Source organism: Prevotella sp. P2-180, from assembly GCF_002251435.1.
In the GTDB taxonomy this organism is placed as follows: domain Bacteria; phylum Bacteroidota; class Bacteroidia; order Bacteroidales; family Bacteroidaceae; genus Prevotella.
Genome location: NZ_NPJI01000067.1, coordinates 173,692 through 197,500 on the forward strand (window position 1 = coordinate 173,692; position 23,809 = coordinate 197,500).

Here is a 23,809-nt window from a genome sequence, read left to right on the forward strand (position 1 = left end):
TGTTGTCAGTCCTCCATTTTTTTACGGTAAACTGTGATGCATCCGTCAGGACACACGATGGCACATGAGGCACATCCTACACAGTTTTCCTGGCTTACCACTTCAACGAATGGGTAGCCGCTTTTGTTGACTTTTTTAGCCAGTGCGATTACATTTTGCGGGCAGGCTTCCACGCATAGGGCGCAGCCTTTACACCGGTCCATGTCAACCACAATGGCTCCTTTGATTTTACTCATAGTTTTTCCCTCTTTTTTTGTTTTTTAAGGATTATATGTGTCCTTATGATAAAAGTTCAGTATGTCATCGAGCATGGCTTTCGCTTCTACGGCCGGACTGTCAGGATTTAGTTCTATGGCTTCTATGTAGCAATTGATGGCTTCTTGCCAATCTCCTTGTTTCCTGAAAGCGTTACCTTGCTCGTAAAGTTCTTCACTTGTCATAATACTCCTTTTTTCCCGCTGCCAGTGTGTTCTTCATGAGCGAGCAGATGGTCATTGGTCCTACGCCACCCGGTACTGGTGTGATATATGAGCAGAGTGGTGAGACCTCGTCGAATTTCACGTCACCGTTTAGGCGGAAACCGCTTTTTCTTGAAGCGTCTGGGACGCGTGTTGTGCCTACGTCGACAATTACGGCACCAGGTTTCACCATGTCGGCTGTAACGAAGTCGGGTCGTCCTATAGCTGCAATGATAATGTCGGCCTCAAGGCATTCTTCCTTTAGGTTTTTGGAGTGGCTGTGACACACTGTAACGGTTGCGTCGCCGTATTGTTTCTGCATCATCAGCTGGGCCATAGGTTTGCCTACGATGTTGCTGCGTCCAAGAATCACGCATTTTTTCCCGCTGGTTTCTATGCCATATCTTTTCAGCAGGGTGATGATGCCCAATGGTGTTGCTGAAATGAAGCAAGGCAACCCTATAGCCATTCTGCCCACATTAATTGGATGGAATCCGTCTACATCCTTTCTGTAGTCTATCGCTTCAATGATTTTTTGTTCGTCAATATGCTTTGGTAGCGGCAGTTGTACGATAAATCCGTCGATGTCGTTGTCGTTGTTGAGTTTTTCCACACAGTTGAGCAGTTCCTCTTCCGTGATGTCGTCCTCATATCTAATAAGTGTCGACTTAAATCCGCATGCCTCACATGCGAGGACCTTATTCTTCACGTAAGTTTCCGAACCACCATCGTGTCCAACGAGCACTGCAGCCAAATGCGGTCTTTTCCCACCTCCGGCTACTATTAGCTCCACTTCCTGTGCTATCTCTTCCTTAATTTTGGCCGCGGTGGCCTTTCCGTCTATAAGATTCATTATTGTTTAACTCCTATTATTTCATTTTTTGTTTCATTGCGGCAGCCATCTGCATCATTTTTGAGTTGTTCATGCCAGTGACCATTTTCATCATCTTTCTCATTTGGTCAAACTGCTTCATCAGCCTGTTGACATCCTGAATAGTAGTTCCAGAACCTTTGGCAATGCGGTTGCGTCGGCTTTGATTGATGATTTCCGGATGAGAGCGTTCTTTTGGTGTCATGCTGTTGATAATAGCCTCAATGCCCTTGAATGCGTTGTCGTCGATGTCAACGTCCTTTATTGCCTTTCCTACTCCAGGTATCATGGCAGCGAGGTCTTTGATGTTACCCATTTTCTTTATCTGTTGTATCTGGCTCATGAAATCGTTGAAGTCAAACTTGTTCTTCATGATTTTCTTCTCGAGCTCCCTTGCTTGTTTCTCGTCAAACTGCTGCTGGGCACGTTCCACGAGGCTGACAATGTCGCCCATGCCGAGAATTCTGTCTGCCATACGGTCAGGATGGAACACGTCTACCGCCTCCATCTTCTCTCCTGTACCAACAAACTTGATAGGCTTTGTCACAACGGTTCTGATAGAAAGGGCAGCACCGCCACGGGTGTCACCGTCGAGTTTGGTCAGCACCACACCGTCGAAATCGAGTCGGTCGTTGAACTCTTTTGCCGTGTTTACGGCGTCCTGTCCTGTCATTGCGTCAACAACGAACAGTGTTTCGTTAGGGTTCACGGCATCTTTCAGAGTAGCAATTTCGTTCATCATCTGCTCGTCAACTGCAAGTCGTCCGGCAGTGTCGATGATTACCACGTCGCAAGCTTTGGCTTTTGCCTCACGTATGGCGTTGTTTGCAATTTCCACCACGTTTTTGTTATCCGGTTCAGAGTACACGGGCACTCCCACCGATTCTCCCACAACCCTCAGCTGCTCAATGGCGGCAGGACGATATACGTCGCAAGCCACAAGCATGGGCTTTTTGTGGTTTTTGGTTTTGAGCATGTTGGCAAGTTTTCCGCTGAATGTGGTCTTACCCGAGCCTTGGAGTCCAGACATAAGAATGATTGTAGGCCTGCCTTCAAGATTTACCGGTACAGCTTTTCCTCCCATCAGTTCTGCAAGCTCGTCGTGAACAATCTTCACCATGAGCTGGCTTGGCTTGACTGCAGTGAGCACGTTCATGCCCATGGCCTTTTTCTTTACTGTGTCGGTGAAGCTCTTTGCCACCTTGTAGTTCACGTCGGCATCGAGCAATGCCCTTCTCACGTCCTTTAGCGTTTCCGCCACGTTTATCTCCGTGATTTTTCCTTCGCCCTTCAGTATTTTGAACGAGCGTTCAAGTCTGTCGCTTAAATTTTCAAACATTATATATTAATCTTTTATTCTTTCTTCTTGTTTGCAAAGTTAGAATAAAAAAGTGGAAAAAACGAAGAATTATTGTATGTTTTAATGTATTTTAAAGAGATTTTCTTCGAAATTGCTCATATCTATTTTTCGTGTGCAATAAAAAGTCCTTAAGAGTAGCAAACAGAAAATGTGATTAATAAAAAGAGAAAAAAAGGACGAATGTTTTGTCTGTTTAAAAAAAAGAATTATCTTTGCATTCAAAATTATATGAATAACGTCTAACATTAATATCATATTTATAAAATGGAACAACTGAAGAATGAGAAGCTCACAGTGGTGATTTCATCCCATGGAGCAGAGTTGCAGAGCATAAAGAATGAAGAGGGAAGGGAGTATCTTTGGCAGGGTGACGAAAAATACTGGCCACGCCGTTCGCCACTGCTTTTCCCGATTGTATGCGGACTGTGGAAAGGACAATATCGTGTGGATGGAAAGACTTATGAGCTGCCTCGACACGGATTTGCCCGAGACATGGATTTTGAGGTGGTGGAAAAGAGTGACACCAGCGTAACCTATGAGCTGACATCGAGCGAGGAGACGATGAAAGTTTATCCTTATGAGTTTGGTCTTAACGTGACATACGTTTTAAGCGACGACACGATAAACGTGATTTGGTCGGTGAAGAATTTGGGCAAGGAGGAGATGCATTTCCAAATAGGAGGCCATCCGGCATTCAATCTCCCAGGTGTGGCTGAGGGTGACAAGATGCAGGGAGCCATTCTCTTTGACAATGAAGAGCCACTGACCCGTATAATTGGTAACACGGAAGGTTGCATAAAGCCAGAACGATATGAGGTGAAAACCACTAAGCATGTATGGGCGTTTACAGAAGAGTCGTTTGCCGACGATGCTGTGATACTCGACAAGTCACAGGTGGGTCTGGCTGTGCTTCTTGATGCCGACGGTCGTCCTCAGATAGGCCTTTCGTTTGACGCACCCTGTGTAGGCATTTGGAGTCCATACGGCAAGAACGCCCCTTTCGTATGCATTGAGCCATGGTTTGGAGTTCACGACTGGGCGGAATATTCCGGTGAGTTCAAGGACAAATATTTGATGAACCATCTTCTTCCAGGAGCTCTCTTTATGAGCAATTATGAGATAAAGGTGTTTTAGAAAAAATCTCTGTCATCCCGAGTGAACAGTATAAGTCTAATAATAGGTTGGCTTCTGGACCTTCTCTTTGGCGATCCTCCACGACTGCCCCATCCCGTAGTATTGTTCGGACGGCTCATAGCCTATGGCGAAAGAATATTGAACTATGGAAAATGGCGTCGGCTGAAGGGTGGGCTGCTTTCTATATTGCTTATTTTGATTACTATCGCCACAACATGGGCACTGATTGCTGTAGCTAAGGAGGTAGGGACATTATTGGCTTTGGCTTTGGAGTCGGTGATGGTGTTTTACTGTCTTGCCGGTACAACACTTGTAAAAGAGGTGCGTGATGTGTTTGTCGCCCTTGACAGGTCGCTCGACGACGGACGACGGCAGGTGGCACGCATTGTTGGTCGCGACACTTCGGAACTGTCTTACGAAGAAGTTCGTAAGGCGGCCTTGGAGACCCTTGCTGAAAATCTCAGCGATGGTGTCGTGGCCCCTCTTTTCTGGTTTGCAGTGGGTGGCGTGCCTGCAATGATGGGCTATAAGATGATAAACACGCTCGACTCCATGATAGCCTATCATACACCCCGTTACCTGCGTTTTGGAACAGTGGCCGCTCGCATAGACGATGTGGCCAACTATGTTCCAGCCCGTCTGACGGCTCTCCTCATGATTCTTGCTGCCCGTCGTCCAAGATTATTCCCTTTTTTGTTGACTTATGGCCCGCGTCATGCCAGTCCCAACAGTGGATGGCCTGAGGCTGCGCTTGCAGGAATACTCGGGTGTCGTTTCGGTGGACCTCATATTTATTTTGGCGAGACATTTTATAAGCCTTACATAGGAGAGTGTGACAGACAACTTACTACTGCCGACATGATGGTGGCTGTAGCTATTAACCGACGTGTGGAAGTGTTTGCTGTGGTTTTGACCATGGTATCATCATTGGCATGAGGTCTTCAATGACCTAACACTTGGAAAAAACCTCAAATAGCAGATTTAGCTTCTCTTCTGAAACAGGCACCGTAAACGCCTTTGCCTACAAGCCTTGTGAGTAATTCAGTTACTCCGGTTACCTCGGTTACCCCGGTTACCCGCCATGTTTCTGTATAGAAGTATAGTAGATTAATAATATATAATATTATTAATCTACTATATATATAGGACCCTAAAAAAACACAAACACGTGGGGTAACCGGGGTAACCGGAGTAACCGGGTAACCCTACCCCAAAGTCCCCCTCGTGAGGAAGTTTTTTTTTCATCCCGAGGCAGCAAACCACAGCCATCGGTTACCTTGGTTACCCCGGTTACCTCACGTGTTTTAATTCTAAACATAATTACCTGTTTGAGGGATTATGATCTGCATATTTACTTAGCGCTCCTGTACATGGATTCTATTTGTTGCAAATAACAACAGATGGTAACACAGTCACAATGAAGTTTTGCATAGGGTCACAGGGAGCCTGTGACCCTAATAATTATTGTCCCTCAAACAGGCGGCTGACAACTTCGGCATCGTGTCCGTAGAAGTATTTTACCTCATCTACTGGGTCATATCGGAAGTTTGAGAAACGCAATAGGTTTACGGCCAAAAAATGATGGTCGGCAGATTGGCATATCTCAGCTCGTATATTGCCCACTGGAGTAGATCTCACGATTATACCACGGTCGAGTTGGTGGTTTATCTCGTCGATATTACTGTTAAGCAATAGGCTGAGACGTTCGCCGTTCATAGATGAATACTCAAATGTTTGTGCCTTTACGCGACTACCTGTCGGGACGTATGTGGCCTTTTCACAAAGTCCGAATAATGTTGTATTTATTGTTATGTCGTTATTGTTGGAAATGGTTTCCGCCATCTCCAGATTCTTTATTCTTGTCATTGTAACTTAGCAAATCTTATTTAATGATAGTATATACGTATATCCATACGGAAACATTTGTTACCGTATACCATTGTGTATGAGTAAATTAATTAAAGTAAACGCTATGGTTAGCAAATGATGTGTCTCAGCGCAATAACGTAGTATTTGCGGGAGACAGACGACTGGAAGGGTGTGGATTCCTGTCGCGTTGAGCGGATTTGAGAGTTACATAATGTGGTGGTATATCTGCGCGACTCTATAGACCTTGCCTGCGTCTTGTTTGGTGCGGCCCCATGCGATGGCAACAGACGTTGGGGGCGACTAAGACAGATACGCATGGTGTTCGTCATATCCTCGAACACCGCCGCAGGTCTATGATCCTCCTTTCGCGAGATGTCAGTCAGACGGTCGCGTCTCGTCTGTCCTTCTCCTTTCTCGTTAGTGGTACTGCCTACTGCGGCAAGGATATCAACAGGTAGGGCCATCATCAGTATGATGGCTGCAAAGCACGTTGTTATGATTCTCCTTGGTTTCATAGTAAGCTTCTTTCTTGACATCTCGATAATTATTGCCGCAAATGTACGAATATATTCTGAAAGATGCAAGAATTGTCTATACAAAGATTGTTAATATTAACGCTTATTATGAAAGCAACCGTAGCTTTCATGACAGTGTGAAGAGTAAATATAGTAAAAAATATTACGTAAAAGGGGATTAAATCCAAGGGGCCGATATCCAGAAATCAACACACGCTATGAGGCAAAAAAAGCAGGAAGTGTCATTTTCAGACAGAATAATTTGCATATTCAAGATAATATTCGTATTTTTGCAGCAGAATATTTTTGATATATATGAAAGAAAAACTGGAAAGAAACAAGATATTGCCATTATGGTTGGCATTGACACCTTTAGTGCTTCTAATGGCATTGTTGGTGTTTACTGTCCGTGCCTTTGGGGACGAATCTCTTGGAGGTCCCAGTCAGATTGTGATGTTGGCAGCTTCTTCGGTATGCTGTATGATAGGTATTTGGGTAGGCAAGGTGAGGTGGCATGTGTTTGAAAATCAGATAGCCAAGAGTATTTCCCAAGTTTCGTCGGCCATGATTATCCTGCTGTTTATTGGTGCACTGGGTGGCGCATGGATGGTGAGTGGGGTGGTGCCGATGTTGATTTACTATGGGCTCGACATTATTCATCCGAGCGTATTTCTGGTTTCTACATGCGTGATAAGTGCCGTGGTGAGTGTGATGACTGGTAGCTCGTGGACAACCATAGCTACCATAGGAGTGGCTCTCATGGGCATAGGCAAGGCTCAAGGTTTTGAAGAGGGTTGGATAGCAGGTGCCATCATCAGCGGGGCATATTTTGGCGACAAGATTTCTCCTTTGTCAGACACCACTGTGCTTGCGTCGAGTGTATGTCGTGTGAATCTCTTTGCCCATATCAGATATATGATGATTACCACGATCCCGTCGTTTCTGATAACCTTGTTGGTGTTTTTGGTGGCAGGCTTTTCGCATACGGCGGTTGACAATGGTCATCTTGCTATATGTCAGGAAGCTATAGCAGGCCGGTTTAATATCAGCGTATGGCTCGTTCTTGTGCCTGTTGCCACTGCAGTGATGATAGCCAAGCGTCTGCCAGCCTTGGTTACCATGTTTGCCTCCACGTTACTTGGGGTGGTATTCGCTCTGATGTTTCAAGCAGATGTGTTGGCAACGCTTGATGATGGCGACTTGTTCCGTGGTGCCATGAGAGTAGTATATGGCAGCACTTCCATTCAGACTTCAAATCCCATGCTCAACCAACTTGTTGCCACAAGGGGAATGGAGGGAATGTTGCCCACTGTTTGGCTCATATTGTGTGCCATGTGTTTTGGCGCTACAATGACTGCTGGCGGCATGACGGCCGGCATTACAAGGCTTTTTGCTAGCTTTGCCCGTGGCCGCACATCTACTGTCGCTTCTACTGTTACCACCGGACTGGTACTTAACAACACTGTAGCCGACCAGTATATGGGCATCCTGCTCTCCTGTAATGTGTTTAGGGAGATTTATGACAAAAATGGTTTAGAACCACGGTTGTTGAGTCGTGCGACAGAAGATTCTGTCACAGTGACCTCTGTTTTAGTGCCATGGAACACATGCGGCATGGCACAGAGTTCTGTGTTGGGCGTGGCTACTTTTACCTATCTTCCCTATTGCTTTTTCAATATCATTAGTCCGCTCATGAGCATCGTAGTGGCAGCCATAGGATATAAAATCAAGAGGGTTGAGAATAAGTAGTATGGAATTTGTTTAACAAGTATTATGGATCAGTCATTATATAGCCAATCATTACAGATAGCGTTGCCGCTAATGCTGTTTTTCGGGTTTCACATGCTTCTATCGCGAACTCCGGATAAGAAGGTGTTTTGCAACTACCTTCTTTCGCGCAGGTTGATGGGAGTAGCATTGCTCATCCTTGCCGCAAATTATTCGGTTCATCTTTTCACTGCCATAAGACTTAGAAACGTGAATGCCACCATATTGATGAATCTCTCAACCTATTTCTTGTGTTACTGGTTGTTCTATTCTGCAATGATGATATTGCTCGACAAACGACATGTCACATTGGGGCGTTTCCTGCGTCATCTGGCATTATGGGTGGCGTTTTCTGTGTCTACATGCGTTGTATTGTTCCTTTTCGACAATGTGTTGGTCCAGGTATGGTGTATGGCGGCTCTTGCGGCATGGTTGGTGGGGTATGGAGTGTTTCTCTCTGTCCACCTGTTGCGCACATATTCATATGCCATTAAGATGTTTGAGAACACATATTCCGACGACATCAGCCAGTATATCCGTTGGCTGTCCATCTTCACTTATTGGGCCATCGGCTTTGGCGTGAGTTGCGGATTGCTCACGTTCCTGCCAGACAAGTATATCTTTATTTGGATATTGTCGTCCATACCTTTTTATATATATCTGTATTGCTGCTATCAGAATTATATCTTATTTTATGAAAAGGTGGAAAAGGCATTTCTAAAAGATGTGGATATGCCGAAGGTAAGCAAAGCGGGTGATTCTGTCAATGCTAATAAGGGCATTCCACCTTCATACTATCACGAAATAGGAATGCGCATCAGTGACTGGATAGAGAAGGAAGGATATCGCAAACCAGGCATATCGCTGATTGAACTTTCAACACTGTTCTGCACCAACCGCACCTATATTTCAACATATATAAACACTGTATATAACATGAGTTTCCGCGACTGGATTTCAAGTTTGCGCATAGAGTATGCCAAACGCTTGATGAAACGACACTCAGATATGAAGATGAACGATATATCAGAAATGTCTGGATTTGCCTCTTTGAATCATTTCATCAGGATTTTCAAGGCTAAGGAAGGAAGTTCGCCCGCCAAATGGCGTGAAGCGGAAAAAATCACGACTTAGTGGAAGTAAAGTTTATGCGAACTAAGGAATATTAACAAATAGATTTACTATATAAAATGGAGTACATGTCAGAAGAAGGCTATAACAAGATATTAGCCGAACTGAAACAACTAGAATCTGTAGACCTTCCGAGGGTGAGGGAAGCCATAGCAGAGGCGCGGGCACAAGGCGACCTCAGCGAAAATTTTGAATACCATGCCGCAAAACGTGAGCAAGGAAGAATCCTCAGTCGAATACGCTTCAAACAGCGTGTGCTGGAGCATGCAAGGATATTGGACAGAACAATTCTGGAAACTGATACCGTAGGACTACTCTCAAAAGTGGAACTGACTAATCTTGCTAATAATGCTAAGATGACATATATGATTGTTAGTCCGCATGAAGCAGACATAAAAGAGGGGAAAATGTCGATAAAGTCGCCTATAGCACAGGCTCTTACAGGGAAGAAGGCCGGTGATACGGTAACTGTGAAAGTGCCGGCGGGCACAATGCAACTCCACATAGATAGTGTCACTTTATGATGATTGGTAATAAAAAATAAAGAATAATGGACGAAATAAAGAGAATAGAGCAGCTCAGACGAGAACTGCACGAACATAACCATAGATATTATGTGGAAAACCAGCCTACAATAAGCGACATGGAGTTTGATGCACTTATGCACGAACTGCAGAGACTTGAAACTGCACATCCAGAGATGGCAGACCCAAATTCACCGACACAAAGGGTAGGAAGCGACCTGGGAGGTGAGTTCAGGCAGGTTGCCCATCGATACCCTATGCTCTCATTGTCTAACACATACAACAAGCAGGAGGTGGCCGAATGGTATGACAGCGTGAAACGAGGACTTGGCGGAGAGGACTTCGAGGTGAGTTGCGAAATGAAATATGATGGACTCTCTATAAGTCTCACTTACGAGAATGGACAGTTGGTAAGGGCTGTGACACGAGGTGATGGAGTGAGAGGCGACGATGTTACAGCTAATGTACGTACCATTCGGTCAATACCTCTTGTGCTTACAGGCGACGAATATCCGTCGGAGTTTGAGATAAGAGGTGAGATACTGATGCCGTGGAAAGTCTTTGAACGACTGAACGCTGAAAGGGAAAAAGCAGAGGAACCGCTCTTCGCAAACCCGAGAAACGCAGCGAGCGGAACGCTTAAGAGCCAAAACTCGGCACTCGTGGCAAGTAGGCAACTTGACGCATACCTTTATTATCTATTAGGCGAACAACTTCCTTCTGACGGTCATTACGAAAACCTGCAGAAAGCACGAAAGTGGGGATTCAAAGTGAGCGAGGGAATGAGAAAAGTGAAATCACTCGAAGAGATATACAATTTCATTGATTATTGGGATGTAGAACGGAAAAACCTCCCAGTGGCCACTGATGGAATAGTGCTTAAGGTCAACTCACAACACCAGCAGAGAAATCTCGGATTCACAGCAAAGAGCCCCAGATGGGCCATTGCATACAAGTTTAAAGCCGAAAGGGAGCGTACACGACTTTTGGAGGTCTCCTTCCAAGTGGGACGAACAGGGGCTGTGACACCAGTGGCAAACATGGAACCTGTACAGTTGGCAGGAACAGTAGTAAAACGTGCGACGCTGAACAATGAAGATTTTATACGATCGTTTGACCTACATCTTGGAGACTATGTCTTTGTGGAAAAAGGTGGTGAGATAATACCAAAAATTGTAGGAGTGGATACCGACAACCGAGACCCCGATGCAATACCAGTTACCTTCGCAGAAATTTGTCCAGAGTGTGGCACACCATTGGTAAGGTATGAAGGAGAGGCTATACACTATTGCCCAAACGATACAGGATGCCCTCCACAGATAAGGGGACGCATTGAACACTTCATATCCCGCAAGGCTATGAATATAGAGTCGCTCGGCCCAGAAACCATAGACGACTACTATCGTCATGGATTGGTGAAAAACGTAGCAGACCTCTACGACATCGACGTACAGCAGATTAACGGCGACGGAAGCCGGGAAAAGTCGGCAAGGAAGATTGTTGACGGAATAGAGGCTTCGAAACAAGTGCCTTTCGAACGAGTGGTGTTCGCCCTCGGAATAAGGCTTGTGGGCGAGACAACGGCAAAACTGCTCGCAAGACATTTCCAGAATATTGACAAGCTGATGGCGGCAACGCTCGACGAACTGACACATATCGATGGAATAGGCGAAGTGGTGGCTAAAAGTGTCATCACATACTTCCATACACAAAACAACGTCGAAATAGTAGAACGGCTTCGAAAATATGGTCTACAGATGAGCCTTAGCCAAGAACAACTCGACAGCCACACCGAACTGCTGAAAGGAATGACTATAGTCATTAGCGGTGTGTTCCAAAAACACAGCCGTGACGAATACAAGGCAATGATAGAGCAAAACGGTGGAAAAAATACAGGCTCCATAAGCGCAAAGACTTCCTTCATTCTTGCAGGCGAAAATATGGGACCTTCCAAACTGCAAAAGGCTGAAAAGTTAGGAGTTAATATAATAAATGAGGACCAATTCCTAGAAATGATAGGCATAAAGGTGTAAAAAACGTTAAAAGAATAGGAATAAAAACAAATTCTTTGCTTTAATTTCTTAATTTCTCATTTTTATTAGTAACTTTGCAGCCGATTTTCATAAAATAGTTGAATGAAGAATGACAATATAAAGAATCAGTACCGTGTTAATGAACAGATACGTGTACGAGAAGTCCGCATCGTAGGAGACAGCGGATCAACAGTAGTTCCTACACGCCAGGCATTGGACATGGCACGTGACCAAGGAGTGGATTTGGTAGAAATTTCACCAAACGCCAATCCACCGGTGTGTCGTCTCATTGACTATTCCAAATTCTTATACCAGCAGAAAAAAAGAGCTAAGGAAATAAAGGCGAAGCAAGTAAAAGTGGAGGTAAAGGAAATCAGATTTGGACCTCAGACAGATGAGCACGACTACAATTTCAAGCTCAAGCACGCCAAGGAATTCCTTGAGGAAGGAAACAAGGTGAGGGCATACGTCTTCTTCCGCGGACGATCAATATTGTTCAAGGAGCAAGGTGAAGTGTTGCTCTTGCGTTTTGCTAACGATCTTGAGGAGTACGGAAGAGTGGAGCACTTGCCATCGCTTGAGGGAAAGAAAATGTTCCTCTATCTCACACCGAAGAAAGCTGGTGTGGCAAAGAAGAGTCAGCAGGCTTTGGATCGAGAGAAAAAAGCCAACGAGCAGAAAGCTGCTCCACAGACGCTGGTCAAAGAAAATGAAGAGGATAAAATGGAGTTACCTGCCAACGGCGGACTTTTCGCCAATGCCAAGATGAGTGACTCCGCCAAGGAGAAAATCAAGAAGATAAAAGACTGAGAATAAAATGGAAACAAGTGCGTAACGCCCGGTATATGCGTTGCCACACTATAATAAATAACAATAAATAAAAATTAAAAAAATGCCAAAAGTAAAGACAAATTCCGGAGCGAAGAAGAGATTCCGTTTCACCGGTACAGGTAAGATTAAGAGAGCTCGCGCTTATCACAGCCACATTCTCACAAAGAAGACTAAGAAGCAAAAGCGTAACTTGGTTCACGACACAATCGTCGACAAGACCAACATGAAGCAGGTTCGTGACCTGTTGTGTCTCCGTTAATCCCTTATTGTCTAACATTTTAAAGTAAGAAAACTATGCCAAGATCAGTCAATCACGTTGCTTCAAGAGCAAAGAGAAAAAGAATTTTGAAACTTACTCGCGGTTACTTCGGTGCCCGCAAGAATGTTTGGACCGTAGCGAAGAACACCTGGGAGAAAGGTCTCACCTACGCATATCGTGACCGCCGAAACAAGAAGCGCACTTTCCGCGCTCTTTGGATACAGCGTATCAATGCTGCTGCCCGTCTTGAGGGAATGAGCTATTCTGTTCTCATGGGAGCACTCAACAAGGCAGGTATAGAGATTAACCGCAAGGTTCTTGCCGATCTCGCCATTAACAACCCAGAGGCTTTCAAGGCTATCGTTGAGAAGGTTAAGTAAGAAAACTTTGGTACATAAAAATTGTGCCTATTGAGCAAATAAAAGCTGCAGTTCTAAGGAATTGTGGCTTTTTTTATGTGTTATTGAGAATAAATTGTAAAAAAGTCTTAACAATTACGCTTTTCTCAAAAATATTTATTATTTTTGCCACATGAAGTTGGATACAGTAATAAAACTATACGGACGAAACGTTATGGAACAGCTCAGATTGTGTCATAACGAGAATGAGGTGATGCAGGTAGTCAGCAATGCCGGATATTCTGCTACGCCAAATGAAGCAAAAGAGATTCTCGCTCTTATGACACTACTGACTGGTGGATTGAGAGAACTTACACTAGAAGAACTTTCGCAGGTGACAGGAGGCGCGGCTTGAGCGAGAAGGGGATATTAATGAAAGCAGAGGGAAGGGACGTGTTGATGAACAAAAGAGAATAATGAGAGGAAGGAGGCATTAAAAGAATATTGAGGAATGAAAAAAAATCTGTTCAGAAAAGAAACGCTCGACGTACTGGATAATCCAGGTCAGATAAACGACTTTATACGAGTCACAACACCGCCATTATATATCGTCATCCTCTCCATGACGATATGTAGTATCGTAGTGTGCTTATGGCTTGTCTTCGGCACAGTTACCGAACATGTTCAGGCAGTAGCTGTGGTGTTCCCTCATGACTCCCCAGAGAGAGTATGTAATAAAACTGACGGAGAGGTAGATCAGCTTTTTGTAATCAAAGGTCTACATGTCACTAAAGGCATGCCCCTAATGGCCGTGAGAAACCATGGCAAAACAGATACACTATACGCTGACCATGCAGGTATGGTGATTAACTCTAAGGCCGTTGATGACAGGTTTCGTGCTCATGAGACACTGATGGAAATCATTCCCGACAAAAACAATCACTTGAATAGAGAACTCATAACCTATGTGAGATATAAGGACTTACGTGAATTAGCACCTGGACTTGAGGTTCAAGTGACTCCTGTAGACCTGCACAGAGAGGACTATGGCTACATAGTGGGACATATCACAAAGATAAATCCTTTTCCAGTACGACTTGAAGAAGCAAGAGAGCAGTCGGTGATAAGGAATTTCGTCGACACAATATTTCCCGACGAAACAGCCTATGAAGTCAGGCTTGTGGTTGATGCAGACAATGCAAATCCTAACCTTCTGAAATGGTCAAGGGAACAGAGCAAACAGATCAGACTGAACACCATGTCTTTCTGTAACGTGCAGATAATTTCTCAGCGAAAGCCAGTATACAAGATGTTTTTCAGATTCTGAATACTTACATCTGAATAAAAAAGACATATATGAAGGTCAAGAAAATTAAAAAAGTACCGGTGATATTGCAGATGGAAACCGTGGAATGTGGAGCGGCTGCCTTGTCGATGCTGCTTGCCTATTACGGCAAGTGGATGTCGCTTGAACAATTGCGTACAGACTGCGGTGTATCGCGTGATGGAAGTAATGCGCGCAATATGGTCTTGGCTGCAAGAAAGTACGGACTGGAAGCGCATGGATGGCATGCCGACATCGATGACCTCCAACATATGGCACCAGCCATCATACACTGGAATTTTAGTCATTTTGTCGTTTTCAAGGGGTTCAAGAATGGGCAGGCTTACATCAATGATCCGTCATATGGAAGCCTTTGTGTGTCGATGAACGATTTTAATCGGTCATATACAGGAGTGGCCATAACAGCAGAACCTGGTATTGAATTCACTAAGAGCGGGCATCAGACTTCCATTTTTCACTACATACATGATAATATCAAAGGTGTGTCAGACGCATTCCTGTTTACTTTGGTTATGGGAATTCTCTTTGCCTTTGCGGGACTAATGTACCCTTTGATATCACAAGTGTTTCTTGACAGGATTATCACGGGGAAAAACGATGAGTGGTCGCTGCCTTTCTTCTTTGCTATGGGAGGTCTTGTAATGTTTCACTTCATGCTTGCATTACTCGATAATGTATATGGCAGAAGATTTTCTGGAGGCATGTCGCTTAGAGGCAACGCCCGATTCCTTTGGCATGCGCTTAATCTGCCGATAGAATTCTACAGTCACAGATATGTGGGCGACATAGTGCAACGACAGTCACTTAACGAGACCATCACGTCAAACCTGGTCTCTATTCTTGCGCCATATGCCGTAAATGTTATGTTGCTCGCTTTCTATGTGGCACTGATGTTGCAATACAGCCTTTTGCTCACCATCCTTGGTATTGTAGTATTGGCTATTAATGCATATGTTGTGGTAGACGAGCGCGAATTGCGCAACAACCTCAGCCGTGGCCTTGAGCAAAGCATGGGCCGATCTTATGGTATCACCATGTCTTGTATAGACAATATGGAAAGCATAAAGGCAGCTGGTGCAGAAAGAGGCTTCTTTGAGTTCTGGGCAGGAAATTTCGCAAGAATGTACAACCATGAGGTGATCATGCAGAAACGTTCATTCTATCCATATATCTTTGCCCATCTTGCCAATAGCTGTGTGCTTATTCTCGGAGCGGCACTCATACTGAAAGGGGAATTCAGTATTGGTATGCTTATGGCTTTTCAAGGTTTCATGGCAGAATTCATGAAGCCGGCCATGGGACTCATGAATGGCTCAACGACGGTGATTGAGATGAGGTCGCAAATGGAAAGAATTGACGATGTTCTGGCATATCCCGTCCAACAGAATAACGACGGCAAGAACCAAGGAGAAAACAAAAGGGCAGAACTGAAAAAGTTGGGGGGAGGCCTGGAACTTCGTGATGTCACATTCGGATATAATCCGGCAGCTGAACCTCTGATAAGTCATTTTTCGATGACACTGAAACCAGGTAAAAGCGTGGCTATTGTGGGTTCATCTGGCTGTGGTAAGAGCACCATAGCAAAACTCGTTTCCAAACTATATGAGCCTTGGAGCGGACAAGTGCTCTTTGACGGACGAGATGCCAAGGACATAAGCCATGAAGAGTTTGTAAGTTCAGTGGCTGTTATAGACCAGAATGTGGTGTTGTTTAACGACACGATAGCTGAGAACTTGAAAATGTGGGACCACTCCATTGAGGATTTCACTATGACCATGGCCTGTATCGATGCAGGAATACGCGATGATATCATATCTCGACCGCGAGGCTTTAACACGCGTCTTGTAAAAGGAGGAGGAAATTTCTCCGGCGGACAACGACAGCGTTTGGAGATAGCAACAGCACTGGCAAGAGAACCCGTAATACTCATTCTCGACGAGGCAACAAGCGCACTTGACACTGCAATGGAGCGTGACGTTATGCAGGGCATCAGGCAGTGTGGAGCATCGTTGATTGTCATTGCCCACAGATTGAGCACTGTGCGTGACTGCGACGAGATAATAGTTATGGACCAAGGAAAGATTGTGCAGCGAGGCACTCATGACGAACTGATTTCACAAGAGGGCCAATACAAAATGCTGATGGAATGTGCCGAGGACATAGAATGATTAACATAAGTAGAAAATGTTATTTGACGACCAGATAAGTAAAAGGCGTGAAAGGGAAATCGCATCACTGAGAGAGGTGTTCGGGGATGCCGCCAAGGATATGGGGTTCAAGGTCGACCGAGGGTCGACAATGGCCTCCGGCAACTATGTCATACACAAACTGCTGGAGTATTTGAAGGTGACAGACTATGTGCTTGACGATGATGGATTCTTGACGCCCGATGAACAATTAGAACGCATTCTTAGACCGATGGGTATAATGCAGCGCAGAATATGTCTCAACGGCACTTGGTGGAAGTCAACCGTGGGACCTAAATTAGGGCAAGATATAGAAGGAAACATGCTGCTTTTCATACCAAGGAAATGGGTGTTCGGATATAAATGTATAGATGCAAATGGAAATGTAAGAAACGTTGACGAAAAGTTGATGAAGACAGTGAAACCCGATGCACTTGACTTCTATCCATGTTTTCCGCCAAAGGCTCTTAAGGCAAAAGATATACTCAGGTTTGTAGTGGCAGTAACCCCCATGTCGGCATTCTCGTCACTGCTTCTTGCCGCCTTTACAGTAAGCCTCTTCGGCATGTTCCTGCCTTTCATCAATAAACAAATATTCAATAACGTGATCCCCAACGGAATACTTGCCGACCTATATCCAATGGCAGCCTTGTTTTGTGGTGTTACTGTGGGCAGTGCACTAATAGAAGTGATGAGAAACAAACTTGTGCTCCGTGTGAAGGATATTGTGCAGATGAACTTCCAAATGGCCTTCATGTCGCGCATTTTCACTCTCGACACAAGATTTTTTTGGCAGCATACCTCTGGAGACATAACAAACCGGATATCGTCGCTAAGGAGATTAAACACATTTGCAAGTGAAGCGATGAGGGGTACTTTCTTTACTCTTTTTTTCTCCGTGATATATGTGTTCCAGATTGTTGTCTACGCTAAAGCATTGTTGGGACCATCACTGATATTACTTGCCATACATACTATGCTCATCGTGGTTTATGCTTGGCAAATGTATATTGAGGAACTTGAACTCGCCGACCATAAGTCGGAGCTGGACAGTATGGAGTACGATATCTTCTCAGGTATTCAAAAGGTAAAACTTACGGGGTCAGAGAAGAGAATATTCACAAAGTGGCTTGACTTGTACCGGCGTTGTGCCCATATCACATACAATCCGCCACTTACGGTGAAAATAATGCCAGCACTTATCGCATTATGTCAAATGGGTAGTATTGCAGTGCTTTACTGGTATGCAGTGGAGGAAAAAGTGGGAGTGTCTGATTTCATAGCCTTCAGTGTAGCATATGGCATGATAGCGTCGGCTATGGCGGACATGACCGCTACTATACCTAACATTGCAAAAATTTTCCCGCTATTGAAAATTGCCGCTCCGGTGCTGAAAACCGTACCAGAACTTCAGCCTGACGCCCCACAAGTCCATTATCTGAGCGGAAATATTGAAGTCAGCGATCTCTCTTTCAGATATAGCGACGAAAGCAACTGGCTCTTTAGGCATTTCAATTTGAAAATAGCCCCCGGGGACTATGTGGCTATCGTTGGCCCGTCGGGATGTGGAAAGAGTACATTGTTAAGGTTACTCCTTGGTTTTGAACATCCACAAAACGGAGGCGTGTTCTACGACAACTACGACCTTTCGAAATGCGACAAGACAAGTCTTAGACGGTTGATAGGTACATGTCTGCAAGGTGGTAGCCTGTTTTCAGGCGATATTTTCAGTAATATAACCATCACTGCTCCAAACAGCACGATGGAAGATGCGTGGCGAGCGGCAGAGATGGCTGGCATTGCTGATGACATACGACAGATGCCGATGCAGATGCATACAGTTGTGAGCGAAGGAAATTCTGGATTCAGTGGCGGACAAAAGCAACGCATACTGATAGCGAGGGCTCTGATAGCCAATCCCGCCATACTGTTGCTTGACGAGGCCACAAGTGCCCTTGACAATATCAGTCAACGACAAGTGGCTGACCATCTCGATAAACTCGACTGTACAAGAATTGTCGTGGCACACAGGTTGAGCACCATCAGAAACTGTAACCGAATAATAGTGCTTGACAAAGGAGAAATTGTTGAAGAAGGTACCTTTGACGAGCTTATGGCAAAGCAAGGGCTATTCTTCAAGTTGGCAAAAAGACAAATAGCAAATCAATGAATTATATTTTAATAAGCCTGTAGATATGAAAAAAAAGATTATCCTAAAAAACGATGTGGCTGAGCTGGAAAAGCTTGCGATATTTGTGGAAGAGGTGGCAGCAGAGATGACTCTTGACCCGGAGTTGGAGATGAATCTGAATCTCGTTCTCGAAGAGATTGTATCAAACGTGATACTGTATGCCTATCCACAAGATGAAGAAGGCACAGTGATTGTGACCGCTGAAAAAGATGGTAACTCACTTGTGTTTACCGTCAATGACAAAGGAAAGGAGTTTGATCCGACAAAGGTGGAGGATGCCGATGTGACATTGTCAGCTGAAGAACGGCAGATAGGAGGACTTGGCATTTATATTGTCAAGAACATAATGAATGAAGTGACTTATCAACGTCTTGACGGACATAACGTCTTGACGTTGAAAAAAAATATTTGACAAGTAACATAAATAAATAGAAAAATGGCAGAAATAGTAAGAAATGGGAACTCTGTTCTCGTAAAAACAGGTAATCGTATTGACACCATCAATGCAGGTGATTTTGAACGTGAAATTAATCCAATATTGTCTGAAAGCGGAGTGGATTTGGAATTAGATTGTTCAGAACTGGATTATATCAGCAGTAGCGGTCTGAGAGTTGTGCTGAAAGCGCAAAAAATGATTTCAGCTAACAAAGGACAAATGAAACTCACAGGAGTCAAGCCCCAAATAAAGAAGGTGTTTGACATGACAGGATTCTCAAGATTCCTGAAGATAAATTAATATAACGAATGAAGAGTGAAGAATAGGCTCCGCATAACCTGCGTTAACCTCATTCTTCACTCTTCATTTAATAACACTCTTCACTTAATTAATACTCAAAAGATATTGGCCATATCCGTTTTTGGACATTGGTTGTGCAAGTTGGTGAAGTTGTTCAAGGGTGATCCAGCCTTTTTTATATGCTATTTCTTCAAGGCAGGCCACCTTTAATCCTTGTCGTTTCTCAATCACCTCGATAAATGTACTTGCCTCGCTGAGACTGTCATGAGTGCCAGTGTCGAGCCATGCAAAACCACGCTGAAGTGGTTTGACTTGGAGTTTTTCCTGCTCGAGGTATACTTGGTTAACTGTTGTAATTTCCAATTCGCCACGGGCGCTTGGCTTAATGTTTTTTGCCACTTCTACAACGCTATTCGGGTAGAAGTAAAGGCCTACCACGGCATAGTTAGACTTAGGCTTGGCAGGTTTCTCTTCAATGCTGAGACACTTGCCTTCGCTATCAAATTCTGCCACTCCATAGCGTTCAGGGTCGTTGACATAATATCCAAATACGGTTGCATTTCCATTCTGCTCTGCATTTTTCACACTTTCCTTGAGCAGTCCGCTGAAGCCGCTACCATAGAAAATATTATCTCCAAGAACAAGGCAGACAGAATCGTCGCCTATGAATTCTTCACCAATAATGAAAGCCTGTGCCAAACCATCAGGAGAAGGTTGCTCAGCATACTCAAATCTCACTCCTAATTCTTTGCCATCGCCAAGGAGGCGTCTGAAGGCAGGAAGGTCGTGTGGTGTGCTGATAATCAAAATATCCTTTATACCAGCAAGCATGAGTACCGAGATGGGATAATATATCATCGGTTTGTCGAAGATGGGAATCAACTGTTTACTGATTCCTTTTGTGATAGGGTAAAGTCTCGTACCGCTACCTCCAGCTAATACAATGCCTTTCATTTTCTCTTTTTTTTTGATTATATATTTATTTTTGCCACAAAGGTACAAATAATTTTCAATGAAAGGCAATTTTGTCGTGAAAAAATCTTCTAATATAAAGAAAATAATGTATCTTTGCACCCAAAAACGACAAAAATGAATATACTATCTAAAATTTTCGGCAAGAAAAGTGCCGATGAACAACAAAAAACAGGGGGAATGGAAGATTTCATGACCCTCATAAGAGTGTATTTCCAGGCAGCCATGGCCTCCGATTTAGGTATCACAAATCTTGCAGCACTGCCAGACTTGAGGGTTTTCAAGACCACATTGCACGTTCCAACTGTTAACAATCGTTTGGGAGTAGGAGAGCGTTCACGATGCAAAAAAATGCTTACCGACATCTATCAGATGGATGACGTGTTCTTCAAGGAGATAGACTCAAGCATAAAGAAACGTTGTAGAAAAATCCAAGATGTGCAGGTATACATGCTACAGTTCCAGGCATTCACACAAGACCTGATGATGCTTGTTGGAAACCTTATGAAATTCAAACTCAGACTGCCATCTTTCATGTCAAAGGCATTGTATACAATGACAGAAAAGACAATAAATGAAATCTTCAACAAAAACGACTATACAGACCCGGGAGTGCTCAAGACAGTGGTCAGTGTGCGACAGTATGCGGCAAAGTTGGGATTCTCTGAACAGTGGACAACATCTTTCGTCTACAAAATTGTAATGCTGGCAAAAAAAGAGCCCAAACCCAAGGACGATGACAGAAAAACCAAATAAAATAGTAGTATGAAGCACTGAAAGACAATATATTGATTAAAAAAAATTAAATTTTTAATTAAACATGTCTGATTGTAAGAAAAATAATATACCTTTGTACAAATTTGGGTAAGAATAATGAGTCCTAACGAAGCTACAATGGCAACATTCGAGGCGCGGATGCGCCAGCTTATTCTCCAGTTTCAGAGTCTGAAAGAGGAGAATAAGGAATTGTATGCCATGCTGGAGAAAAGCGAAGAAGAAAACAAAAGGATTGTTGCCGAACTCAATGATGTGAAGAAACAATTTGATTCTTACAAGATGGCAAAGATGATTGAAGTGGCTGATGGTGATATTACCGCAACTAAAGCAAAGCTACAGAAACTCATCAGAGACGTCAATAGGTGTATCACACTCTTAACAGAAAAATAACGATAGCATTTCGATATATGGCTGAAGACACCAAGCAACATATACGTATCCATGTCTATGACCAGGATTTCGATATCGCAGTGCGTCCACAAGACGAACCGCTATATCGGCGTGCCGCTAAGTTTATCACTGAGCGTTACAACAAGTATGCAGAGATGTTTAAAGGACATAAAAGTGACCACACGATAGCATTGATGACACTTATCGATATTGCGTTGCTTTACGAAATGGAGGTGGACAAAAATGACGTTGAACCATATAATAATACCTTGAAACGTCTCATTTTGGAGATAGACAAGGCTCTTGAAGGTAAATAAATATTAACATTATTATTTAATAAAAACATTTATGATATTGACGATTATTATTGCCGCTGTAGCACTCATACTGGGTGGCATAGGTGGATATCTCTTTTTCAGATACGTACTGAAAGGTAAGTATAACGAGATGATGTCAACCGTAGAAAAGGAAGCGGAAGTTATCAAGGAGAAAAAACTCCTTGAAGTGAAGGAAAAGTTCCTAAACAAGAAAAGTGAGCTGGAAAAGGAAGTGCAGGTAAGAAACCAACACATCCAGCAAAGTGAAAACAAACTGAAACAGAGAGAGTTGTCGCTTAATCAGCGACAGGAAGACCTCGGGCGCAGAAAGAATGAACTCGACAACCAGCAGACACGTATTGAGAACGAGAAAAAAATGCTCGCCATCAAACATGAGGAACTGGAGAAAATGCAGCTAAAGGAGCGTGAGAAGCTTGAGGAGTTATCAGGACTGAGCGCCGAAGAAGCCAAGCAACGCCTTGTCGAGTCGTTGAAAGACGAAGCAAGAACCGATGCACAGAGCTACATCAACGAGATTATGGACGAGGCCAAGCTTAATGCCAATGCACAAGCTAGAAAGATTGTGATCCAAACAATACAGCGAGTGGCCACTGAGACAGCAATAGAAAACAGTGTCAGTGTCTTCCATATCGACAACGATGAGGTGAAAGGAAGAATCATTGGTCGTGAAGGAAGAAACATTAGAGCGCTGGAGGCTGCTACCGGTGTGGAGATTGTAGTAGACGATACGCCTGAGGCTATTGTTATCAGTGCTTTTGACCCAATAAGGCGTGAGGTCTGCAGACTGGCACTACATCAGCTTGTAACTGACGGACGTATTCACCCCGCTCGTATAGAAGAGGTGGTTCAGAAGGTTAAGAAGCAGTTGGACAATGAAGTTATTGAAACAGGAAAGCGCACTGCCATTGATTTGGGAATACACGGATTGCATCCGGAACTGATAAGAATTGTCGGTAAGATGAAATACCGTAGTTCTTATGGGCAGAACCTGCTTCAGCATGCTCGTGAAACTGCAAATCTTTGTGCTGTCATGGCATCAGAGCTTGGACTTAACCCGAAAAAAGCAAAAAGGGCAGGTCTGTTGCATGACATCGGAAAGGTGCCAGATGAGGAAAGTGAATTGCCTCACGCACTATATGGAGCAAAGATTGCTGAGAAGTACAAAGAGAAACCGGATATTTGCAATGCCATAGCTGCCCATCATGACGAGTGCGACATGAATACCCTGTTGGCTCCAATCGTTCAGGTTTGTGACGCCATTAGCGGTGCACGTCCTGGCGCAAGACGAGAAATTGTTGAGGCATATATCAAGCGACTTAACGACCTTGAAGCTATTGCTATGAGTTATCCTGGTGTTACCAAGACTTACGCAATACAGGCTGGACGTGAATTGCGTGTCATAGTAGGTGCTGACAAGATGGATGATGCCGAGACCGAAGCACTTTCTGGTGAAATAGCAAATAAGATCCAGAATGAGATGACTTATCCAGGACAGGTGAAAATCACTGTCATCAGGGAAACTCGAAGTGTTGCTTACGCAAAATAGTGATTATTAGCACAATACGTTAATATTTATATATCCTTCCCTTAAGATTAAGGGAAGGATATATTATTTTAATACTGTTAATTTGTTGTAAGTTGTACAAAAAGAAGTTAAATAATTTGCAAATACTAAACTTATTCCTTATTTTTGCATCGGTTTTAGAATAGCGTGAATCACACAATGATTCAGTTGTTTTAGAGTTTTTTATTTGTAGCCTATGGTTGGAACGTCCTGTTCCAAC

At 43.8% G+C, this 23,809-nt stretch carries 26 protein-coding genes; 19 read left to right on the forward strand and 7 right to left on the reverse strand.

Annotated features, from left to right (window positions below; translation table 11 throughout):
• Positions 1-5 precede the first annotated feature (5 nt).
• Genes CIK98_RS09945 through ffh form a run of 4 tightly spaced genes read right to left on the reverse strand, consistent with a single transcriptional unit; the run spans position 6 to position 2,668 of the window.
• On the reverse strand, positions 6-236 hold the full coding sequence (locus CIK98_RS09945) for a ferredoxin family protein (protein WP_094384077.1): 231 nt from the start codon (positions 234-236) through the stop codon (positions 6-8).
• 24 nt (positions 237-260) lie between these two features.
• Positions 261-440 (reverse strand): tetratricopeptide repeat protein, encoded by a 180-nt coding sequence (locus CIK98_RS09950; protein WP_094384078.1) that lies wholly within the window; start codon positions 438-440, stop codon positions 261-263.
• A complete protein-coding gene (folD, locus tag CIK98_RS09955) occupies positions 430-1,311 on the reverse strand; it encodes a bifunctional methylenetetrahydrofolate dehydrogenase/methenyltetrahydrofolate cyclohydrolase FolD (protein ID WP_094384079.1) in 882 nt (293 codons plus the stop codon). Before folD ends, CIK98_RS09950 begins: the two co-directional genes overlap by 11 nt.
• Positions 1,312-1,327: 16 nt before the next feature.
• Positions 1,328-2,668 carry a signal recognition particle protein gene (ffh, locus tag CIK98_RS09960; protein ID WP_094384080.1) on the reverse strand — a complete coding sequence of 447 codons (1,341 nt, stop codon included), beginning with the start codon at positions 2,666-2,668 and terminating at the stop codon, positions 1,328-1,330.
• 285 nt (positions 2,669-2,953) lie between these two features.
• On the opposite strand from ffh, the gene CIK98_RS09965 reads away from it, so the two are divergent.
• Together CIK98_RS09965 and cbiB are read left to right on the forward strand one after the other, a co-directional pair.
• Positions 2,954-3,823: an aldose 1-epimerase family protein gene (locus CIK98_RS09965; RefSeq protein WP_094384081.1), complete on the forward strand. Its 870-nt coding sequence runs from the start codon at positions 2,954-2,956 to the stop codon at positions 3,821-3,823.
• A 21-nt stretch (positions 3,824-3,844) separates the two neighbouring features.
• A complete protein-coding gene (gene cbiB, locus CIK98_RS09970; protein ID WP_253249693.1) occupies positions 3,845-4,759 on the forward strand; it encodes an adenosylcobinamide-phosphate synthase CbiB in 915 nt (304 codons plus the stop codon).
• A gap of 525 nt (positions 4,760-5,284) precedes the next feature.
• Here cbiB and CIK98_RS09975 read toward each other — a convergent pair.
• Together CIK98_RS09975 and CIK98_RS09980 are read right to left on the reverse strand one after the other, a co-directional pair.
• Positions 5,285-5,689 (reverse strand): hypothetical protein, encoded by a 405-nt coding sequence (locus tag CIK98_RS09975; RefSeq protein WP_094384083.1) that lies wholly within the window; start codon positions 5,687-5,689, stop codon positions 5,285-5,287.
• A gap of 110 nt (positions 5,690-5,799) precedes the next feature.
• Positions 5,800-6,207, reverse strand: a complete 408-nt coding sequence (locus CIK98_RS09980; RefSeq protein ID WP_172409897.1) for a hypothetical protein — start codon at positions 6,205-6,207, stop codon at positions 5,800-5,802.
• A gap of 315 nt (positions 6,208-6,522) precedes the next feature.
• Between CIK98_RS09980 and CIK98_RS09985 the strand changes: the two genes are divergently transcribed.
• From CIK98_RS09985 to CIK98_RS10045, 13 genes are all read left to right on the forward strand, one after another.
• On the forward strand, positions 6,523-7,956 hold the full coding sequence (locus CIK98_RS09985; protein ID WP_094384085.1) for a Na+/H+ antiporter NhaC family protein: 1,434 nt from the start codon (positions 6,523-6,525) through the stop codon (positions 7,954-7,956).
• 24 nt (positions 7,957-7,980) lie between these two features.
• Positions 7,981-9,108 carry a helix-turn-helix domain-containing protein gene (locus tag CIK98_RS09990; protein WP_094384086.1) on the forward strand — a complete coding sequence of 376 codons (1,128 nt, stop codon included), beginning with the start codon at positions 7,981-7,983 and terminating at the stop codon, positions 9,106-9,108.
• 56 nt (positions 9,109-9,164) lie between these two features.
• A complete protein-coding gene (gene greA / locus CIK98_RS09995; RefSeq protein WP_094384087.1) occupies positions 9,165-9,629 on the forward strand; it encodes a transcription elongation factor GreA in 465 nt (154 codons plus the stop codon).
• A 26-nt stretch (positions 9,630-9,655) separates the two neighbouring features.
• Positions 9,656-11,662 (forward strand): NAD-dependent DNA ligase LigA, encoded by a 2,007-nt coding sequence (gene ligA / locus CIK98_RS10000; protein ID WP_094384088.1) that lies wholly within the window; start codon positions 9,656-9,658, stop codon positions 11,660-11,662.
• A 102-nt stretch (positions 11,663-11,764) separates the two neighbouring features.
• Positions 11,765-12,472 (forward strand): translation initiation factor IF-3, encoded by a 708-nt coding sequence (gene infC, locus CIK98_RS10005; RefSeq protein ID WP_094384089.1) that lies wholly within the window; start codon positions 11,765-11,767, stop codon positions 12,470-12,472.
• Between the two features lie 82 nt (positions 12,473-12,554).
• The gene (gene rpmI, locus CIK98_RS10010; protein WP_094384090.1) at positions 12,555-12,752 is read left to right on the forward strand and encodes a 50S ribosomal protein L35; all 198 of its coding nucleotides are present in this window, start codon (positions 12,555-12,557) and stop codon (positions 12,750-12,752) included.
• A gap of 35 nt (positions 12,753-12,787) precedes the next feature.
• Positions 12,788-13,132 carry a 50S ribosomal protein L20 gene (rplT, locus tag CIK98_RS10015; RefSeq protein ID WP_094384091.1) on the forward strand — a complete coding sequence of 115 codons (345 nt, stop codon included), beginning with the start codon at positions 12,788-12,790 and terminating at the stop codon, positions 13,130-13,132.
• Between the two features lie 193 nt (positions 13,133-13,325).
• A complete protein-coding gene (locus CIK98_RS10020; protein ID WP_141210501.1) occupies positions 13,326-13,505 on the forward strand; it encodes a hypothetical protein in 180 nt (59 codons plus the stop codon).
• A 96-nt stretch (positions 13,506-13,601) separates the two neighbouring features.
• Positions 13,602-14,417: a hypothetical protein gene (locus CIK98_RS10025; RefSeq protein ID WP_094384093.1), complete on the forward strand. Its 816-nt coding sequence runs from the start codon at positions 13,602-13,604 to the stop codon at positions 14,415-14,417.
• Between the two features lie 29 nt (positions 14,418-14,446).
• Positions 14,447-16,603, forward strand: a complete 2,157-nt coding sequence (locus tag CIK98_RS10030; RefSeq protein ID WP_094384094.1) for an NHLP family bacteriocin export ABC transporter peptidase/permease/ATPase subunit — start codon at positions 14,447-14,449, stop codon at positions 16,601-16,603.
• A gap of 16 nt (positions 16,604-16,619) precedes the next feature.
• The gene (locus CIK98_RS10035; RefSeq protein WP_094384095.1) at positions 16,620-18,791 is read left to right on the forward strand and encodes an ATP-binding cassette domain-containing protein; all 2,172 of its coding nucleotides are present in this window, start codon (positions 16,620-16,622) and stop codon (positions 18,789-18,791) included.
• Positions 18,792-18,816: 25 nt separating this feature from the next.
• Positions 18,817-19,224, forward strand: a complete 408-nt coding sequence (locus CIK98_RS10040; protein WP_094384096.1) for an ATP-binding protein — start codon at positions 18,817-18,819, stop codon at positions 19,222-19,224.
• A gap of 24 nt (positions 19,225-19,248) precedes the next feature.
• On the forward strand, positions 19,249-19,548 hold the full coding sequence (locus CIK98_RS10045; protein ID WP_094384097.1) for an STAS domain-containing protein: 300 nt from the start codon (positions 19,249-19,251) through the stop codon (positions 19,546-19,548).
• A gap of 84 nt (positions 19,549-19,632) precedes the next feature.
• Here CIK98_RS10045 and rfbA read toward each other — a convergent pair whose 3' ends face one another.
• On the reverse strand, positions 19,633-20,502 hold the full coding sequence (gene rfbA / locus CIK98_RS10050; protein WP_094384128.1) for a glucose-1-phosphate thymidylyltransferase RfbA: 870 nt from the start codon (positions 20,500-20,502) through the stop codon (positions 19,633-19,635).
• Between the two features lie 135 nt (positions 20,503-20,637).
• Between rfbA and CIK98_RS10055 the strand changes: the two genes are divergently transcribed.
• The 4 genes from CIK98_RS10055 to rny all read left to right on the forward strand — a co-directional run bounded on the left by CIK98_RS10055 (position 20,638) and on the right by rny (position 23,571).
• On the forward strand, positions 20,638-21,276 hold the full coding sequence (locus CIK98_RS10055; RefSeq protein WP_094384098.1) for a hypothetical protein: 639 nt from the start codon (positions 20,638-20,640) through the stop codon (positions 21,274-21,276).
• A gap of 117 nt (positions 21,277-21,393) precedes the next feature.
• Positions 21,394-21,687, forward strand: a complete 294-nt coding sequence (locus CIK98_RS10060; RefSeq protein ID WP_094384099.1) for a hypothetical protein — start codon at positions 21,394-21,396, stop codon at positions 21,685-21,687.
• Between the two features lie 17 nt (positions 21,688-21,704).
• Positions 21,705-22,004 carry a cell division protein ZapA gene (locus tag CIK98_RS10065; RefSeq protein ID WP_094384100.1) on the forward strand — a complete coding sequence of 100 codons (300 nt, stop codon included), beginning with the start codon at positions 21,705-21,707 and terminating at the stop codon, positions 22,002-22,004.
• A gap of 31 nt (positions 22,005-22,035) precedes the next feature.
• Positions 22,036-23,571: a ribonuclease Y gene (rny, locus tag CIK98_RS10070; RefSeq protein WP_094384101.1), complete on the forward strand. Its 1,536-nt coding sequence runs from the start codon at positions 22,036-22,038 to the stop codon at positions 23,569-23,571.
• Positions 23,572-23,809: the final 238 nt, after the last annotated feature.

What these genes read in the sequence shown, in the direction of transcription:
- CIK98_RS09945 (WP_094384077.1), bottom strand. Translation starts at nt 236, where the DNA reads ATGAGTAAAATCAAAGGAGCCATTGTGGTTGACATGGACCGGTGTAAA.
- CIK98_RS09950 (WP_094384078.1), bottom strand. Translation starts at nt 440, where the DNA reads ATGACAAGTGAAGAACTTTACGAGCAAGGTAACGCTTTCAGGAAACAA.
- folD (WP_094384079.1), bottom strand. Translation starts at nt 1,311, where the DNA reads ATGAATCTTATAGACGGAAAGGCCACCGCGGCCAAAATTAAGGAAGAG.
- ffh (WP_094384080.1), bottom strand. Translation starts at nt 2,668, where the DNA reads ATGTTTGAAAATTTAAGCGACAGACTTGAACGCTCGTTCAAAATACTG.
- CIK98_RS09965 (WP_094384081.1), top strand. Translation starts at nt 2,954, where the DNA reads ATGGAACAACTGAAGAATGAGAAGCTCACAGTGGTGATTTCATCCCAT.
- CIK98_RS09975 (WP_094384083.1), bottom strand. Translation starts at nt 5,689, where the DNA reads ATGACAAGAATAAAGAATCTGGAGATGGCGGAAACCATTTCCAACAAT.
- CIK98_RS09980 (WP_172409897.1), bottom strand. Translation starts at nt 6,207, where the DNA reads ATGAAACCAAGGAGAATCATAACAACGTGCTTTGCAGCCATCATACTG.
- CIK98_RS09985 (WP_094384085.1), top strand. Translation starts at nt 6,523, where the DNA reads ATGAAAGAAAAACTGGAAAGAAACAAGATATTGCCATTATGGTTGGCA.
- CIK98_RS09990 (WP_094384086.1), top strand. Translation starts at nt 7,981, where the DNA reads ATGGATCAGTCATTATATAGCCAATCATTACAGATAGCGTTGCCGCTA.
- greA (WP_094384087.1), top strand. Translation starts at nt 9,165, where the DNA reads ATGGAGTACATGTCAGAAGAAGGCTATAACAAGATATTAGCCGAACTG.
- ligA (WP_094384088.1), top strand. Translation starts at nt 9,656, where the DNA reads ATGGACGAAATAAAGAGAATAGAGCAGCTCAGACGAGAACTGCACGAA.
- infC (WP_094384089.1), top strand. Translation starts at nt 11,765, where the DNA reads ATGAAGAATGACAATATAAAGAATCAGTACCGTGTTAATGAACAGATA.
- rpmI (WP_094384090.1), top strand. Translation starts at nt 12,555, where the DNA reads ATGCCAAAAGTAAAGACAAATTCCGGAGCGAAGAAGAGATTCCGTTTC.
- rplT (WP_094384091.1), top strand. Translation starts at nt 12,788, where the DNA reads ATGCCAAGATCAGTCAATCACGTTGCTTCAAGAGCAAAGAGAAAAAGA.
- CIK98_RS10020 (WP_141210501.1), top strand. Translation starts at nt 13,326, where the DNA reads ATGGAACAGCTCAGATTGTGTCATAACGAGAATGAGGTGATGCAGGTA.
- CIK98_RS10025 (WP_094384093.1), top strand. Translation starts at nt 13,602, where the DNA reads ATGAAAAAAAATCTGTTCAGAAAAGAAACGCTCGACGTACTGGATAAT.
- CIK98_RS10030 (WP_094384094.1), top strand. Translation starts at nt 14,447, where the DNA reads ATGAAGGTCAAGAAAATTAAAAAAGTACCGGTGATATTGCAGATGGAA.
- CIK98_RS10035 (WP_094384095.1), top strand. Translation starts at nt 16,620, where the DNA reads ATGTTATTTGACGACCAGATAAGTAAAAGGCGTGAAAGGGAAATCGCA.
- CIK98_RS10040 (WP_094384096.1), top strand. Translation starts at nt 18,817, where the DNA reads ATGAAAAAAAAGATTATCCTAAAAAACGATGTGGCTGAGCTGGAAAAG.
- CIK98_RS10045 (WP_094384097.1), top strand. Translation starts at nt 19,249, where the DNA reads ATGGCAGAAATAGTAAGAAATGGGAACTCTGTTCTCGTAAAAACAGGT.
- rfbA (WP_094384128.1), bottom strand. Translation starts at nt 20,502, where the DNA reads ATGAAAGGCATTGTATTAGCTGGAGGTAGCGGTACGAGACTTTACCCT.
- CIK98_RS10055 (WP_094384098.1), top strand. Translation starts at nt 20,638, where the DNA reads ATGAATATACTATCTAAAATTTTCGGCAAGAAAAGTGCCGATGAACAA.
- CIK98_RS10060 (WP_094384099.1), top strand. Translation starts at nt 21,394, where the DNA reads ATGAGTCCTAACGAAGCTACAATGGCAACATTCGAGGCGCGGATGCGC.
- CIK98_RS10065 (WP_094384100.1), top strand. Translation starts at nt 21,705, where the DNA reads ATGGCTGAAGACACCAAGCAACATATACGTATCCATGTCTATGACCAG.
- rny (WP_094384101.1), top strand. Translation starts at nt 22,036, where the DNA reads ATGATATTGACGATTATTATTGCCGCTGTAGCACTCATACTGGGTGGC.